This is a genomic window from Chitinophaga sp. CC14, assembly GCF_048957795.1.
GTDB lineage: Bacteria > Bacteroidota > Bacteroidia > Chitinophagales > Chitinophagaceae > Chitinophaga > Chitinophaga ginsengisegetis.
This window is the reverse complement of record NZ_JARBFY010000001.1, coordinates 1066860-1082264: the sequence shown is the minus strand read 5'-3', so window position 1 is coordinate 1082264 and position 15405 is coordinate 1066860. Positions and strand designations below refer to the sequence as shown.

The following is a 15405-nucleotide window of genomic DNA, read 5'->3' as shown; positions in this document are numbered from 1 at the left end:
TTTATAATATAATCGCCTTCAGGCTCAGATCCAGGCTCACTGCATGGTGTATAATAGCGCCCACAGAAATATAGTCTACTCCTGTTTTTGCATATTCCTCAAGGGTATCTATTGTGATGCCGCCGGAGGCTTCCGTTTCAAAACGTCCGTTAATCAATGCCAGTGCTTTAACAATATCAGCAGGGGTAAAGTTATCCAGCATGATCCTGTTCACCTGACCTACGGCCAGCACTTCTTTCACGTCGTTGAGGTTACGTGTTTCCACTTCAATTTCGAGGGGCAGATTACGCTCTTTCAGGTATGCAACGGTATTGGTAACAGCAGCAGTGATGCCACCGGAAAAATCAATGTGATTATCTTTCAGCATCACCATATCATACAATCCCATCCGGTGGTTAACGCCGCCACCTATACGAACTGCTTCTTTTTCCAGCATTCTGAAGTTGGGAGTAGTTTTACGGGTATCGAGTATACGGGTGTGATATCCTTTTAGTTTTTCCACGTACCGGTGCGTTAAGGTGGCAATGCCGCTCATTCGCTGCATACAGTTCAGCACCAGCCTTTCGCCCATCAACAGGGTGTGTACGGCGGCTTCCACTTCAAAAGCTGTTTCACCGGCCTTCATGGGGTCGCCATCTTTTTTATGGGGTGTAAAAACAGTAAACATATCCAGCCATTTAAAAATGGCTTCCGCCACTTCCATTCCGGCCAGGATACCATCTTCTTTAATTTTCAGCACCGCTTTCCCTTTGGCGGTGGGAGGGATACAAGCCATTGTGGAGTGGTCTCCGCTTCCGATATCTTCTGCCAGTGCGCTTCTGATAAACGCATTCAGCGCTGCTTCATCTAACATAATTGATTGTATTATCTGGTGTTCACGCAAAGATCGGTGCTTTGCTTCTGAGCGCGAAAGATAGCTCAAAAATAAAAAGTGCCCCGCAATAAATTGCGGGGCACTATGGTTTTTCAACTAATTTATGTTAGCATCTTTATTTATTCTCAAATCTAAGTTCGTTCAATACCATCGTTCCTCCTTTCTTCTGCAGGAAAAAAGAAACCCTGTAATTACCGCTGCCGGTAGTCATATTGCCAATACCAAAACGGGAGTTATCACCGCCCTGATGCACCAGTTCAAATGATTTAACCTGGTTCTTTGAAAAGAAATCTTTCAGAATTATTTCGGCCTGTGCCTTACTGTAAGAATTTGATTTTCCGGCTATATTGATCTCTACGTTATTATCGAGGTAACTGGCTAAACCGCTTACATCGCCTTTCTTGAGTGCTGCCACCACATCATCGAACGGGCCGGCAACAGTGATTTCAATTGACCTGGCTGATAGTTTTTGTGTTGTAAAAGCACCTCCCAACAACATAATCCCCAGCACCATCAATAGCTTCTTCATTGTCAGTTTTTTTATTAAAAATGTGATTTTCTCCAACTCAAATTAAAAGCGAAAACTATGCCAAACACCCTGCAAATCAACAAAATCACATTATCGTGGTAGCTATTAAGCCGTAAGTAATAACGGTAAGATAATATGTGTTTCATTTTGAATAATTAGAATACGAAATCTATATCGAGATGCCTGTAGCACTTATTTTTCGCGGAAGCTTTATTTTTGTAAAATATTTAAACCCTTTATAAGTACTTTCACCCTCTCGAGTGAATTTATATTAAACTATAACCAGATAGGATATGGAAAAGAAAAGAGCCATTCTCGTAATTATGGACGGATGGGGCGAAGGTAAAGTTCCTACAGCCGATGCCATTGCACATGCAAAAACCCCTTTTGTAAGCAGTTTATACAAGCAATACCCGCATAGCCACCTGATAACCTGCGGGGAAGCGGTTGGTCTTCCCGACGGGCAAATGGGCAACTCTGAAGTAGGTCACCTGAACATTGGCGCCGGCAGAATCGTATACCAGGAACTGCAAAGGATCAATGTAGCCATCCGCGATGGCGAAATGGCCCAGAACCAGATCCTGCTCGACACCCTGGCACATGCTAAAAACAATAATAAAGCCCTTCACCTGATTGGCCTCGTAAGCGACGGCGGCGTTCACTCTCATATTGAACACGTAAAAGCACTCGCCACCATCGCCCAGGCGCACGGACTTGAAAAAGTATACATCCATGCCTTTACCGATGGCCGCGATACCGACCCGAAAAGCGGATTAGGCTTCCTGGAAGATCTTTCCGCACACCTGGAAAAAACCACCGGCAAAATCGCTTCGGTTACCGGCCGCTATTATGCAATGGACCGCGATAAGCGCTGGGAAAGGGTAAAGCTGGCCTACGACGCCATGGTAAACGGTATCGGCACACCTACCCAGGACCTCTTCACCGCCGTGAAAGCATCCTATGCCGAAGGCGTTACAGACGAATTCATTAAACCTATCATCGTAACTGATGATCAACATAAAGCCATTGCCACCATCCAGGACGGCGATGCCGTGCTTTGCTTCAATTTCCGGACAGACCGCTGCCGCGAAATTTCACAGGTGCTTACCCAGGAAGCCATCCCGGATTTCGGTATGAAACCGCTGGATATCTACTACACCACCATGACAGATTACGACCGTACCTATAAAAATGTACACGTCATCTTCGAAAACGATAATCTGAACATGACCCTGGGTGAAGTGCTGGCAAAAGACCATTGCACACAGATCCGTATAGCTGAAACAGAAAAATATCCACACGTATCCTTCTTCTTCTCCGGCGGACGGGAAAAAGAATTTGAAGGAGAACGCAGGCTGATGGCGGCATCTCCAAAAGTTGCCACCTACGACCTGAAACCCGAAATGAGCGCCAATGAACTGGCGGACCTCATCGTTCCGGAACTGCAGGCGAAATCCGCTGATTTCGTAGTGCTCAACTTCGCCAATGCCGACATGGTAGGACATACCGGCGTGTTTGAAGCAGTAATCAAAGCTGTTGAAACTGTAGATCATTGCGTGGAACGCGTGGTAACCGCTGCCCTTGCAAGCGATTATACCGTTTTCCTGACAGCCGATCATGGTAACGCCGACTTCATGATCAATGCCGACGGTTCTCCCAACACCGCCCACTCACTGAACCTGGTGCCTTTCTTTATTATCAATAAAGATTTCAGAGGCCCGGTAAAAGATGGTAAACTGGGAGACATTGCCCCTACCATCCTGCATTTCATGGGATTGGAGATTCCGAAAGAAATGACCGGTAATCTGTTGGTGTAGGCCCCAGAGGAGACCGCCTTCGGCGATTGTCTTTTTTCAGGATTACTTTTTGGATTTTATAAATGATTTAGGGAGATATAAGCGGATATTCGCTTTTATCTCCCTTCTTCTTTTCAAAGTCGCATATGATCAGTCTGATCTCCGGCGATCCTCTCCCTATTTTCCCCGGTTTATTTATTCACCCCTGTAACATTTGGTTTATCACCTCCGTTTAACAAGCGTTACCCACGAAAAATATCAGCTCAACACGCTGATTTACATATTTTTAGTGCTCTCGACAGATTTGCTCATGCATCGATGCGCCGTTTTTACGGCGCATTTTTTATGACCCGTATTTAAGTATTAATTTTGCAGCATGAAAAAATACAGGCAAGCAACCGCTTTGTTTACCATGATTGGCTTAATGGCCTGTAACCTGGCAAATAAACCATCAAAAAACAATACGCCAGATAAGTTCATAAAACTGCCGGAGTACTTCGGCCAGGAGGATGCCCATATACGCACAGGCGGCTTTATACTACATAAATCCGTGACGCTCAATGGCAAAACAGATACCATCAGCATTCCCGGCAGCGACAGCGCCACGGTACACGACCTGTTAAAGCCCTTCACTGATGCAGACCTGAATAAGCCCTCGCTCCGGGACGAATATGATACCTCTGGTTTGTATGATCCGTTTTCCGGAAGAAGATCACTGATCTATAAATCCAAAGGAAAACAAACCAATCCTTCGGAAATAACTCTTGAACTGGATAAACATGGCAACATACAACAGGTAAACATCCACTCTTATACCAGTAACATGGTGTATGAATTCCGGCAGGATCTGCACTACCAGCAAAACAGGCAGGTTCGGATGACTACCTATCAGAAAATTGCTTTCCTGTCGCCAAAAGAACTTGAAGTAAATGTAACGATCGCACCAAAAACAGGGATGTAAACATGACAGCAGCGGAGTTTCAGCAAATATCACATACCATACCGGGAGATGCCGGTATCTACAAATACTACGATGAAGCAGGCACCCTCCTGTATGTAGGGAAAGCCAAAAGTTTGCGCAAAAGGGTAAGTTCCTATTTTGTAAAAAATCATGACAACTATAAAACCCGCAAACTGGTTGAACATATCCATCATATTGAGTTCACCATCGTTGACTCTGAGCAGGATGCTTTCCTACTGGAAAATTCTCTCATCAAACAATTCAAGCCCAGGTATAATATCAATCTGAAGGATGATAAAACCTATCCTTACATTGTTATCAAACATGAGTCTTTTCCGCGGGTATTTTTCACCCGCAACATTATCAAAGATGGATCTGACTACCTGGGGCCATTCACGTCCGTAGGCCGGGTGAGGGAAATACTGGATGTGATCAAATACAATATCCCCCTCCGTACCTGTAACCTGAACCTGTCAGAAGAAAACATCCGGAAAGGAAAATTCAAAGTATGCCTGGAATATCACCTGGGGAACTGCAAAGGCCCCTGTGAAGGACTGCAAACACAGGAAGACTACCGTGAAGGACTGCAGCAGGTAAAGAACGTGTTAAAAGGTAATCTTACCCCCGTAGTAAATCTGTTCAAAGAACAAATGCTGGAGCATGTGTCGAAGATGGAATTTGAGAAAGCGGAAATCATGCGGAAAAAAATAGAAAGCCTGGAAGATTATTCCGCCAAATCCACCATCGTAAACACCCGCATGGGGAATGTGGATGTGTTTTCTATTATCAGCGAAGGTAATCATGCCTATGTAAACTATCTACGCATACTGAACGGCACCATTGCGGATACAAAAACCGTAACGCTGGAAAAACAACTGGAAGAAAGCGACGAGGAAGTACTGGCTTATGCTATTGCCTACCTCCGGGAAGTATTCAAAAGTATCAACCTGGAAATCGTAGTACCGTTTCCGTTAGTATACCCGGAAAGCAATGTTACCGTTACTGTTCCCAAAGGGGGCGATAAAAAGAAGCTGCTGGAATTATCTGAAAAGAATGTGAATTATTTTAAAGAAGAATTATACCGTAAGAAGATCCTGCACCTGGAAGGTAAGTCGGACATGGAGCGGAAACAGGTGCTATACCAATTGCAGGCCGACCTGGAACTGCCGGTACTACCGGAACACATCGAGTGCTTTGATAACTCCAACTTCCAGGGTAGTTACCCGGTAGCCGCCTGCGTAGTATTTAAAAACGGTGTTGCCTCCAATAAAGATTACCGGCACTTCAATATTAAAACGGTGGAAGGGATCAACGACTTTGCTTCCATGAAGGAAGTCGTTTTCAGACGGTATAACCGCCTGCTTGCAGAGCAACAACCCCTTCCTCAGCTGGTGATCATCGACGGTGGTAAAGGCCAGCTGGGCTCTGCTATGGAGAGCATCCGGGAGCTGAACCTCATCGGCAGCATGACCGTAGTGGGCCTTGCTAAAAATGAAGAAGAAATATTTTTCCCGGGAGATTCAGAAAGTATCAAACTGCCCTATAACAGCGAAAGCCTGAAACTCATCCGCCGGGTGCGTGATGAAGTACACCGTTTTGGTATCACCTTCCACCGTCAGAAGAGAAGTAAAGGCACCTTTAAAAATGAACTGGAAAGCATTAAAGGCATCGGTGAAAATACGGCTACACAGCTATTGAAAACATTCCGCTCTGTAGCCAAAATCAAACTGCTCACACAGGAAGACCTGGTAAAAGAAGTAGGCGCCGCCAAAGCAAAACTGATCTGGGATCACTTCCATAAAGAAGAAGCATAACATTAATGGCTATACGGCCTTTTCTGCCTGCTGCATACTGCCTATAGCCCGTTCCGCCTGCAATATATGACGGCGAATATGTGCGGTTAAAAAACAAAATGTATCGCCGGCAGATAATTTTATAAAACGCGACAAGGAAGTAGGTACTTTCAGCTGTTGGATATTTACTTTCTCCGCGCGCAGTAATAAATCTTCCATCCGTTCCTGTTGTTGAATAAACTCCTGCAGCACAGTTGCCACATCCGGCTGAACAGATGGCAGGTGTCCTTTGGGGGATTTCATGCGGGAACGCAAACTCCCATCTGTTCCAGGTTCCATGAGACGAGTAAACCAGGCACCGATCCAACTGCTGCGGAAAAGGGGGGCAGGCCGGCTGTTACGCTGTTCTCCACGGGTAATAGCCTGATCCAGGGCCGGCAAATAAAACCGGCCATAAGTATTCAGATGCTCCAGGCACTGTACAGCACTCCACCGGCCAGGGCCGGGTGTATGTTGTAAAACAGCATCTGGTTGTCCACCGAAACGGCTTTCTGCCTTGTATTGCAGGGCCACATTTTTTCTCCGCAATTCCTGCAGCAGTTCATCACTATTTACACGATTCATGTTGTGTATGATTTAATACAAAACTAGGCGGGTTATGGGTAAAAAATCTTTGTGCAGATCAACATTTTATAGTTTCACGGTACTTAATAATTTGCTGAAAGTAGCGGGGTCGATCCCGAGGTAGGAGGCGAGATATTTATGTGGGATCAACTGCAACACATGCGGGCTGCGGGTAAGCAGTTTCCTGAATTTCTGTTCTGCAGTGAAAGACAGTAATTCATTATTCCTTTCCAATACGCCGGCCATTGCGGCAACAGTTCCGAGGCGGGCCCATCTTTCTATAACGGGATATTCGAGGGTAAGCCGGTTAAAGTCGGTGTATGACATCCGCAGGAATTCGCTGTGTGTGAGGGTTTCCAGATACCAGGGCGACGGTTGCTGGAGCTGGAAAGAATCGAGCACGCCAGAGAAAGAGCCGGTGTAGGTAAATACCAGCGTGGACTCCTTGTCGCCTTCAAGGGAAAATACACGCTGTACGCCGGCAGTTACGAAGTAGAGATACTTTTCTATTTCCCCGGCGGCGGTCATCACTTCCCTGCGTTTAAACTGTATAGGATGCCAGCAGGCCGCCAGTGCCTCCCATACTGGATCCGGGAGGGCCATGATCTGGAAAACGGTTTTATGCAGCAGCTGGAGAGACATACGGAAAGATAAAAAAAGAAAGGCAATCAGCATAACTGATTGCCTTCCCGGTATTGATCGGTGATCATTATTTGATTAGTACTGCCAGAGGTCCTGCTCTTTATTAAAGATACGGTCGTGAATGGCCTGTCCTTCCAGGAGGCGCATGGTACCGTCTTTAATGTAGTCTTTGATCTCGCGGTTGTAGGTATTGTTTTCCTTTACTATGTAGCTGCCAAAGAAGCGCATTTCAAAAAGGTCTTCCCAGCTGATAGTGGATGCATCGTTATTCTGGTTGTACACATCGTGTTTGGCCAGGATAGCGCGGCAGTCCGGATAATACACCCAGAATAAAGGAATGGATGCGCGAATGCTGCCATCTTCATTTATACGGGATACCATGGGAGCTATACCCAGTATGCGAACCTTGAGGGCGGAAGCTTCTTTGTCGAATACCCAGACTTCTTTTATTTTGTACTGTTTAATGGTACGTGCATCAAAGTCGTCGCGGGTGGTCACCATTTTTTCTTCGCCGGTTACCGGATCTATACTGCGTACGGTTCTTTCTTCCCCTGCGAGTTTAGTTTGTATTTCGGAGTAGGGCATTACAGTGGTAAAGCGGTCGTCGATAGCGTTGAAAGCTTCGATTTCTTTATTCTTGATAGCGTCGAGCAAAATATTGATGAACAGCTGATTGGTACCAGACTCATCTTCCACGTTGTATTGGAAGGGGAGGTTGATCTTTTCCCTGATATCGATTACCTGCCATACACGTTTTTCCCAGAACCGGTCATCCTCGCGGATGTAGTCGTAGGCAATTGGTGTGCGTTCTCTGGCAAGGTTTCTTTCCACCACACCATCCACTCGCAGTGATTTGCGTGGAGTGTCTACCAGCGGGGCTGATATCCCATCCGTACGCAGAGAAGCAGGAGGAGCAGAAGAAGGAGGAGGAGGCGTTACAGCATTCCCGGTAGCCGGGTTTACTACGCTATCCTGTGGTGTTGCTGTAGTAGCAGTTCTGCGGCGTGTTGTACCACCGCGGCGTTGCGCATCAGCAGCTGTTGCCAGCATTACCAGCAAAAGAGTGCACCAACCAATTCTGTTAAATATTACTGCTCGCATAATTCAGTAATTAATGGACCGTTAGTTTAATTTAAATATAGTACTCGGCATGGAACGAACCACATTATCCGGGCCTTTCACTTTTACGTTTTCAAAGAAAACCTCATCGCCTGGGCGCAGTGAACGGATGGATGCAGCTACGTTTCCTGGGAAATAAGCAGAAGTAGCATCGCCTTCCTGGTATTCTTTGCCTTTTGCAGAGATACCTACGCGGTAACCGATTACTTCATATTTCACGCCTTCAAATTCAAAATCTTCAAGGTCGGCACGTAAGCCACCCTGTACTTTAAAGTCAGCTGCTTTCATGCTGCCGCCTTTATTAACTCCCACTTTCAACACCGGATCCGGAACACGTTTTACACGGAATTCTTTCTGGCCGAGTGATTTGGTTTTACCATCGATGTTAGCGACTACGTTAATCACTGCTTTGCCTGGCTGGCTAACAGTTACGAGGTATTCGCCGGAACCGCGTTTGGTCATATTACCACCTGATATAGAAGCAGACACCTGTTCGGCAGGTACACCCGCAGCAGAAATCGAGATAGGATTCTGCAGGCCGATATACAGCACGTTCATTTTATCTGCGGAGATGGAGGTAGCAGAAGCACCTACATTATAAGTTTCGGTAAAGGAATAGGATTCAGGAGCGCCACCAGTTGGGCTAGGTAAGGTAATAGACCCGGTAAGTGTTTTTTCACCAATGCCGGAAACAGGAACAGTATATACTCCTAAACCTTCATGTGCTTCAATGGTAGTACCATTTACAACAATAGTCGGATTAACCGTAGTGCTGTAAGCACCCACTGCGATGTTGGCAGTTAAGGATTGTCCTTCCATCAGGTTTTTGGAATTCAGGGAGATAAAAGGTCTTACTTTATCGAATTTGAAAGTATTCGCATCAATCTGACGGAACAGGTCATCGATAATGGCAGACTCAGAGTTTTTGATATCATTCTGGAATTTACCCAGGATGGTTACTGCAGCGATAGTAGGCACCATGTTGAAATGGTAGGTAGTCCATGATTTAGGACCGCCGCCATGTTCATCATTTGATTTACCTACTTCAATTTTCAGTGGTAAAGTTTTTGCGAATTGATCTTTCTTTTTAGGATCAACGAAAGTGAGCAATTGGTTACGTAAATCTTTCAGTTTTGCTTCCAGTTCAGGACCTTTCTTCATATTCTCCATTACCCTTGTAGGAGCATCCAGGCCGGCTTTATCCTTGATTTCGCCATGTTCATCAAAACCGCCACTTTCTGTAATGATGGTTTTCTTTAAAGATTCAACATAGTCATACATGCTGGCGGATATTTGTTTCACCTGTTGAGCTTTTGCTCTGAGAGGTGCTGTTTTTTCCGCATTATCCTTCATCTGTGCATCAAATTGTTTGTAGATGAAGTCATTCTTGTCAGCTAAGGATTTATTTGAAGTATTGATTGAATTATTTACGATACTAAAAGCGTTCAATATTTCAGCAGAGACGTTCAACGCCAGCATGGCCGTCAAGACCAGGTACATGATGTTGATCATCTTCTGCCTAGGATCTTTAGGTAGTGCCATAGTTTGTTTTCAGATTTAATTGATATGTGTTAATTCAGAAACTATTAGCGTTACCTTATCTTCCTCCGTGCATAGCGCTCAGCATATTACCATAAATTGAGTTCAGGTTGCTGAGGTTTTTAGCGAGCAGGGAAATTTGTTCCTGTGTTTTCTTGGCATCTTCAATGCTGCCACTCATAGCACTGGAAGCATTCTGCAGGTTGCTGTAGAATGAATTCATTGCTTTCAGGTGGTTGTTGGTGTCCTGGAGTTCCAGTTCGTAGATAGCATTGAGGGAAGCCAGATTTTTAGTCATACCCTGCATCTGTACATGGAAATCTTTAGTAGACTCTGATGCACTGTTGAAAGAAGATACGGCAGCAGCAGCGGTGGTGTAAGCATTTGCCACATTACCAATAGCGCTGGCAGCTTCTCTTGTTTTCTGTGTGTAATCTCCGGTAGCAGCTACTACATCGCTGATGTCTCTCATCTTGTCAACGGTAGTACCCAGTTTCTGGAAGTTTTCGCTTAAGCGCTGCAGGTTAGCAGGTGTGATGTCTGCTTCCTGGAGCATTTTGTCCAGGCCGGCTACAGCTGGACTTCCTGCTACCGCTACCACCTGGCCTTCAGTGTGTGCACCGGTATCAGGTACAAAAGCGTAAACGAAAAAGATGAGCGCTTCAACACTCAGACCCAGGATCAGAGCGATGTCAGCTCCGCGCCAGTGCTGTAATTTGAACAATGCTCCTACGATTACCACGGAAGCCGCAATACATACGAAAAAGTTCAGCCATTTAGCTTTGTTAGGATTCATAGCCATAGGTTAAAATTTACTGGTTAAAATGTTAGTTAAAGTCTGTATGGAATAGTTAATTCTCACTGATTTACTCATAATAGTGTACATACTACAAAGGTTTCTTTGGTGTTAATAAATACAGGCTATTACTGATTTTAATTATCCTATCTGTGCTTTACTCGTCTGCTCAGGGCAATGGTACATCTGAAACCAACATAGGATTTCGAACTGTCCTGATACTCATATGTTCTGGTACCTGTTTGAAGGAAATATCCTACGTCTTTCCATGAACCGCCCCTGATTGCTTTACGCTTCATCTTTAATGGTGCATCATCCGGTACATCCATTCTCAGATATGGGTTCATATCTGATGTGAAAGAATAGGCATTTTCGTAAAAGATATCTGCTGTCCATTCTGCAACGTTGCCGGACATATTATATAAACCATAATCATTAGGCCAGTAAGCATCTGCGCGAACTGTGTAAAAACCGCCATCTTCCGGATAATTACCACGGCCTGGTTTGAAGTTGGCCAGCAAACATCCCTTTTTGTTACGGATGTAGTAACCACCCCACGGATAAGGCGTTTGCTCTCTTCCACCACGTGCAGCATATTCCCATTGTGCTTCAGAAGGTAACTGGAATTTATCTTCCGTAAACAGCTTCTTGCTGGCGCGGTAGTCTTCCCAGAATTTACTTCTCCACTCGCAGAAAGCGGTTGCCTGGTGCCAGTTTACACCTACTACCGGATAGTTATCAAACGCCGGATGCCAGAAGTACATACGTGTCATTGGCTCGTTGTAGGCATATGAGAAATCCCTGATCCAGCACAGTGTATCCGGATAAATGGGCACGTCTTTCTTTACAATGAACGTAGAACGCGGCTTGCCGAAATTCTCTCTCAGCTTTGCTTTATCCCAGTTAAAGGTTTCCTGGTGGTAAATCAGTTTACCCACGTCAATATCCTTACGGCCATATAACCGGTCTGCTTCGGTATACACCATCGCATCCAGCTTCTCAATGGTCGCTTTGTCTTTCCAGACAATCTTCTGCTTCCAGTCAATTACATCATGACCGTCATCAGATTTTACATGACCCAGCAAAATGTGTGCAATAGAGTCCTGTACCCAATTCACAAACTGACGGTACTCGTTATTCGTAATTTCCGTAGCATCCATATAGAAGCCGGAAATAGAAATCGACTTGTTACGCGCAGTGTATGCATAGTTTACGTCCTCATCACTGGGACCCATGTGAAAAGTTCCGGCTGGTACGTATACCATCCCATACGGTACAGGGGGAGAGTACTTCGGTCTCGGACTTACGCCGATCAATTGCCCTTGCGCATTTTTAGGGGTTTTACTACCGCCACAGCTGGCCAGCAGGGAAACCAGCAAAACTGCCAACAGACCTTTTACATAGTTAAGCTTCATAAGGGTAGCTTTCATCAGAATATGTTTTTTCTATTAACCAGCCTGGTGTGATTTGCCTGTATACAAGGGAACACATTTCTCATTTTTTCACCCGCTTTGTTTATATGAAAGATAGCAAATGTAATAATTAATTTTAATCCGTAGTGACTTTTTATCCAACTTTTTCAATTCGCCTTATATCCGTTCTGTAACTAGTTTAAACGCGCCTTTTAACATTTTATTATATAAACGTAATAACATTTATTGAATCAATAGCCTCCCTTACAAACGGCAAGTTACATAATTATTATATTAAATTAATAATTTCTTCTATATAATGTACGGGCTTAATGCAATGATAATCTTTACATAAATACACCAAAGTGTCATTTTCCCGCTCCCGTTCGGTCAGCAGCGGAATTGCCGGAATATTTTTTTCTGCGCCGACAAGAACCCTGTACGGGATAAACCATTTTCCCGCTTCATTCATTCTTTCCCTGAAATCTTTTCCAACAATGGCCAGTTCGGGGGTACCCTTTACCAGTTGTAATAACTGGCTCGCCCACACGCCAAAGGAAGTAGGGTATCTGACTATCGTTTGCGACAGGCTGGAAACGGCTTCCACACAACGGTTTGCCCATTCCTTCTGATCAAAAACAACAGAAAGGTACCAAAGGTTCTGCATCATTACCGCATTTCCACTGGGCACCGCCCCGTCGTAGATCTCCTTCTTCCGTACAATCACATCGTTCTGACCTTCAATGGTATAATAAAAAAACTGCCCCGCTTCATCACTGAAATGAGCTATCACAAACGCAGTAATATCACGCGCCTCGTATAAATACTGTGTGTCGCCGGTAATTTCCTGCAACGCTATCAGCGCGCGGATCAAACACGCATAATCATCCAGGAACGCCGGATACTTTGCCTGGTCCTGTTTCCACGTATGATAAAATGCGCTACCAGCGGCTTCCTGGCGGAAATTTGCCATACAGAAATCCATATTACGGACTGCCATCTCCCTGTAAGCCGGTACACCCAATGCCGCATAAGCTTTACAGCAGGCATGTACCATCATGGCATTCCATCCCAGCAGGATCTTATCGTCCAGCCCCGGCCGGATACGGTTAGCCCTTACTGCCAGCAGTTTTTCCCGGCAACCCTTTAACATAGCCCCGAAAATATCCGCATCGTATCCCTTCTCCGCCGCAAAGGCCAGCAGTGGCTGCTGTACCCATAAAATATTCTGTTCCTCCCAGTTACCATGATCCGTTACATCATAATACTCGCAGAAAGGCTTCGCCTGTTCCCCCAGGATATGATGGATCTCCGCTTTGCTCCAGGTATAAAACTTCCCTTCCACGCCTTCGGAATCCGCGTCCAGGGCCGCATAAAAACCGCCTTCGGGAGCAGTCATTTCACGGGTAATAAAGTCCATTGTATCCCTGATCGTTTGGGCGTATACCCCGTTGTGTGTCAGCTGGTAAGCATCGCACAACACATCAAGGAGGAGGGCATTATCATACAGCATCTTCTCAAAATGAGGCGCCAGCCATTTTTCATCAGTGGAATAACGGGCAAAACCGCCTCCCAGCTGATCATAAAGGCCGCCCTGCAACATTTTATCGAGCGACAACAACGCCTGTTGCAGCGCTCCGGGATGCTGATACGCATGATGATACCTCAGCAGGTAGGCAATGGTAAAGGTTTGCGGGAACTTCGGCGCCCGCCCAAAACCACCCCAGCGGGTGTCGGCCTGCTTCAGTATATTTTCGCAGATAGTATCACACTGCGCTTTGGTAAATAATTCTTCAAAGGGAATATTGAGGTGCAAACCAGGCTGCTGCCCAATCTGGGCCGACTGCTGTATATGCTGCACCAGGTTATCTGCCTGTGATTCAATCTCTTCCCGCTTATGCTTGAACGCATCGGCGAGTGACAGTAATACATCCGTCCAGGAAGGGCGGCTGTATGCCTTCACCGGGGGGAAATAAGTACCCCCGTAAAAAGGTTTTTTATCCGGCGTAAGAAAAACGTTCAGCGGCCAGCCACCAGCGCCGGTCATAGCCTGTACAGCATCCATGTAAATATGATCCAGATCGGGCCTTTCCTCCCGGTCTATCTTAATATTTATGAAGTGTTCATTCATGATGGCCGCCGTAGCTTCCTGCTCAAAACTTTCCCGCTCCATTACATGGCACCAGTGACAGGCGGCATATCCGATACTTACCAATATAGGTTTATCCTCCTGCAACGCACGTTGCAGCGCCTCTTCTCCCCACGGATACCAGTTTACAGGATTATGCGCATGCTGCAGCAGATATGGACTGGTTTCACTGATAAGCTTATTCATGGATTCCCCCCTACGCGATAAATAATGATTGATCTTCTATTTCTTCTACAAAGAAATTTATTTTTTCAGGATTACAAAGAAATATTTTGAAAACGGCCCCTGCACCGCCATAGCAGCAAAAAAACAGGGATGGCGTAATGCCATCCCTGCCCAGTTTTATCGCAGAAAAATTGCTTATTTCTTTATTAATGTAGTCAGGTACTGCTCCAGCGCAGCTGCCATAGAAGGCGCCTGTGGAAGTGGTGCCTTTACATCGAGTCTTAACCCTGCTTCTTCCACAGCAGCGGAAGTAGTAGGGCCGAAGGCGCCGATATGCGTCCCGTTCTGCACAAATTCAGGCATATTCTCAAACAGCGATTTCACGCCGGAGGGACTGAAAAACACGATCATGTCATAAGCAGTAGCAGCCAATACTTCCTTTACATCTGTAGAAACGGTTTTGTAAAGGGTAGCGGTAGCATAGTCGCACTTGTTTGCTTTCAGCCATTCTTCAATATCTTTCTTCTGGCTATCGGAACTCGGGAAAAGGAATTTCTCATTGTCCCGGTGTTTGTTCATTACCTCCAGCACTCCTTTGGTAGAACCGTCTGCTCCATAAAATACCTTCCGCTTTCGATAGAGAATGAATTTCTGCAGATACAACGCAACTGCTTCCGTAATACAAAAGTATTTGCAGTCCTGTGACACCTTAATCTTCATTTCCTCACAAATCCGGAAAAAGTGGTCTACCGAGTTACGACTGGTGAAAATCACCGCCGTAAAGCTGAGAATGTCGATTTTCTGTTTTCTGAACTCCTTCGCTGGCAAACCTTCCACCCTTATGAACGGATAAAAATCCAATTTTATATTGAATTTCCTGGCCAGATCAAAGTAGGGTGACTTTTCTGTTTCAGGCTTAGGTTGAGAAATTAGGATTGACTGAATTTGTTTTCCTTGCAAATCTTTTTTTGGCCCGCCTTTTATCATACGTTTTTTGCTCTTGTGT

General features: G+C 45.4%; 13 protein-coding genes. 3 read left to right on the top strand and 10 right to left on the bottom strand.

The window, feature by feature from the left end; genetic code table 11:
* Position 1: 1 nt before the first annotated feature.
* Both nadC and PV783_RS04575 read right to left on the bottom strand, forming a co-directional pair.
* Positions 2-853 (bottom strand): carboxylating nicotinate-nucleotide diphosphorylase, encoded by an 852-nt coding sequence (gene nadC, locus PV783_RS04580; RefSeq protein WP_420987260.1) that lies wholly within the window; start codon positions 851-853, stop codon positions 2-4.
* A gap of 136 nt (positions 854-989) precedes the next feature.
* The gene (locus PV783_RS04575; RefSeq protein ID WP_079469898.1) at positions 990-1403 is read right to left on the bottom strand and encodes a DUF4783 domain-containing protein; all 414 of its coding nucleotides are present in this window, start codon (positions 1401-1403) and stop codon (positions 990-992) included.
* 293 nt (positions 1404-1696) lie between these two features.
* Here PV783_RS04575 and gpmI point away from each other — a divergent pair, with 293 nt between their 5' ends.
* From gpmI to uvrC, 3 genes are all read left to right on the top strand, one after another.
* Positions 1697-3220, top strand: coding sequence for a 2,3-bisphosphoglycerate-independent phosphoglycerate mutase (gene gpmI, locus PV783_RS04570; RefSeq protein ID WP_111577068.1), 1524 nt, complete (start codon positions 1697-1699; stop codon positions 3218-3220).
* Between the two features lie 355 nt (positions 3221-3575).
* On the top strand, positions 3576-4160 hold the full coding sequence (locus tag PV783_RS04565) for a hypothetical protein (RefSeq protein WP_363431885.1): 585 nt from the start codon (positions 3576-3578) through the stop codon (positions 4158-4160).
* Between the two features lie 2 nt (positions 4161-4162).
* Positions 4163-5974: an excinuclease ABC subunit UvrC gene (uvrC, locus tag PV783_RS04560; protein WP_079469902.1), complete on the top strand. Its 1812-nt coding sequence runs from the start codon at positions 4163-4165 to the stop codon at positions 5972-5974.
* Positions 5975-5983: 9 nt separating this feature from the next.
* Here the strand turns inward: uvrC and PV783_RS04555 are convergent, their stop codons facing one another.
* The 8 genes from PV783_RS04555 to PV783_RS04520 all read right to left on the bottom strand — a co-directional run bounded on the left by PV783_RS04555 (position 5984) and on the right by PV783_RS04520 (position 15386).
* Positions 5984-6577, bottom strand: a complete 594-nt coding sequence (locus tag PV783_RS04555; RefSeq protein WP_420987259.1) for a DinB family protein — start codon at positions 6575-6577, stop codon at positions 5984-5986.
* Between the two features lie 66 nt (positions 6578-6643).
* Positions 6644-7219, bottom strand: a complete 576-nt coding sequence (locus tag PV783_RS04550; RefSeq protein WP_420987258.1) for a Crp/Fnr family transcriptional regulator — start codon at positions 7217-7219, stop codon at positions 6644-6646.
* Between the two features lie 75 nt (positions 7220-7294).
* Entirely contained in the window at positions 7295-8320 is a 1026-nt protein-coding gene (gene gldN, locus PV783_RS04545; protein WP_079469904.1) for a gliding motility protein GldN, read from the bottom strand.
* A 21-nt stretch (positions 8321-8341) separates the two neighbouring features.
* Positions 8342-9880: a gliding motility protein GldM gene (gene gldM / locus PV783_RS04540; protein WP_079469905.1), complete on the bottom strand. Its 1539-nt coding sequence runs from the start codon at positions 9878-9880 to the stop codon at positions 8342-8344.
* A gap of 55 nt (positions 9881-9935) precedes the next feature.
* Positions 9936-10673 carry a gliding motility protein GldL gene (gene gldL, locus PV783_RS04535; protein WP_420987257.1) on the bottom strand — a complete coding sequence of 246 codons (738 nt, stop codon included), beginning with the start codon at positions 10671-10673 and terminating at the stop codon, positions 9936-9938.
* A 146-nt stretch (positions 10674-10819) separates the two neighbouring features.
* Positions 10820-12103 carry an SUMF1/EgtB/PvdO family nonheme iron enzyme gene (locus tag PV783_RS04530; RefSeq protein ID WP_227024431.1) on the bottom strand — a complete coding sequence of 428 codons (1284 nt, stop codon included), beginning with the start codon at positions 12101-12103 and terminating at the stop codon, positions 10820-10822.
* Positions 12104-12374: 271 nt separating this feature from the next.
* Complete coding sequence (locus tag PV783_RS04525; RefSeq protein ID WP_420987256.1) at positions 12375-14420, bottom strand: thioredoxin domain-containing protein; 2046 nt, start codon at positions 14418-14420, stop codon at positions 12375-12377.
* Positions 14421-14594: 174 nt separating this feature from the next.
* Complete coding sequence (locus PV783_RS04520) at positions 14595-15386, bottom strand: uroporphyrinogen-III synthase (protein WP_079469908.1); 792 nt, start codon at positions 15384-15386, stop codon at positions 14595-14597.
* Between the last annotated feature and the right edge of the window lie 19 nt (positions 15387-15405).

Bases quoted from the DNA above. Each gene is read 5' to 3' on its own strand.
- nadC (WP_420987260.1), bottom strand. From the start codon at position 853: ATGTTAGATGAAGCAGCGCTGAATGCGTTTATCAGAAGCGCACTGGCA.
- PV783_RS04575 (WP_079469898.1), bottom strand. From the start codon at position 1,403: ATGAAGAAGCTATTGATGGTGCTGGGGATTATGTTGTTGGGAGGTGCT.
- gpmI (WP_111577068.1), top strand. From the start codon at position 1,697: ATGGAAAAGAAAAGAGCCATTCTCGTAATTATGGACGGATGGGGCGAA.
- PV783_RS04565 (WP_363431885.1), top strand. From the start codon at position 3,576: ATGAAAAAATACAGGCAAGCAACCGCTTTGTTTACCATGATTGGCTTA.
- uvrC (WP_079469902.1), top strand. From the start codon at position 4,163: ATGACAGCAGCGGAGTTTCAGCAAATATCACATACCATACCGGGAGAT.
- PV783_RS04555 (WP_420987259.1), bottom strand. From the start codon at position 6,577: ATGAATCGTGTAAATAGTGATGAACTGCTGCAGGAATTGCGGAGAAAA.
- PV783_RS04550 (WP_420987258.1), bottom strand. From the start codon at position 7,219: ATGTCTCTCCAGCTGCTGCATAAAACCGTTTTCCAGATCATGGCCCTC.
- gldN (WP_079469904.1), bottom strand. From the start codon at position 8,320: ATGCGAGCAGTAATATTTAACAGAATTGGTTGGTGCACTCTTTTGCTG.
- gldM (WP_079469905.1), bottom strand. From the start codon at position 9,880: ATGGCACTACCTAAAGATCCTAGGCAGAAGATGATCAACATCATGTAC.
- gldL (WP_420987257.1), bottom strand. From the start codon at position 10,673: ATGAATCCTAACAAAGCTAAATGGCTGAACTTTTTCGTATGTATTGCG.
- PV783_RS04530 (WP_227024431.1), bottom strand. From the start codon at position 12,103: ATGAAAGCTACCCTTATGAAGCTTAACTATGTAAAAGGTCTGTTGGCA.
- PV783_RS04525 (WP_420987256.1), bottom strand. From the start codon at position 14,420: ATGAATAAGCTTATCAGTGAAACCAGTCCATATCTGCTGCAGCATGCG.
- PV783_RS04520 (WP_079469908.1), bottom strand. From the start codon at position 15,386: ATGATAAAAGGCGGGCCAAAAAAAGATTTGCAAGGAAAACAAATTCAG.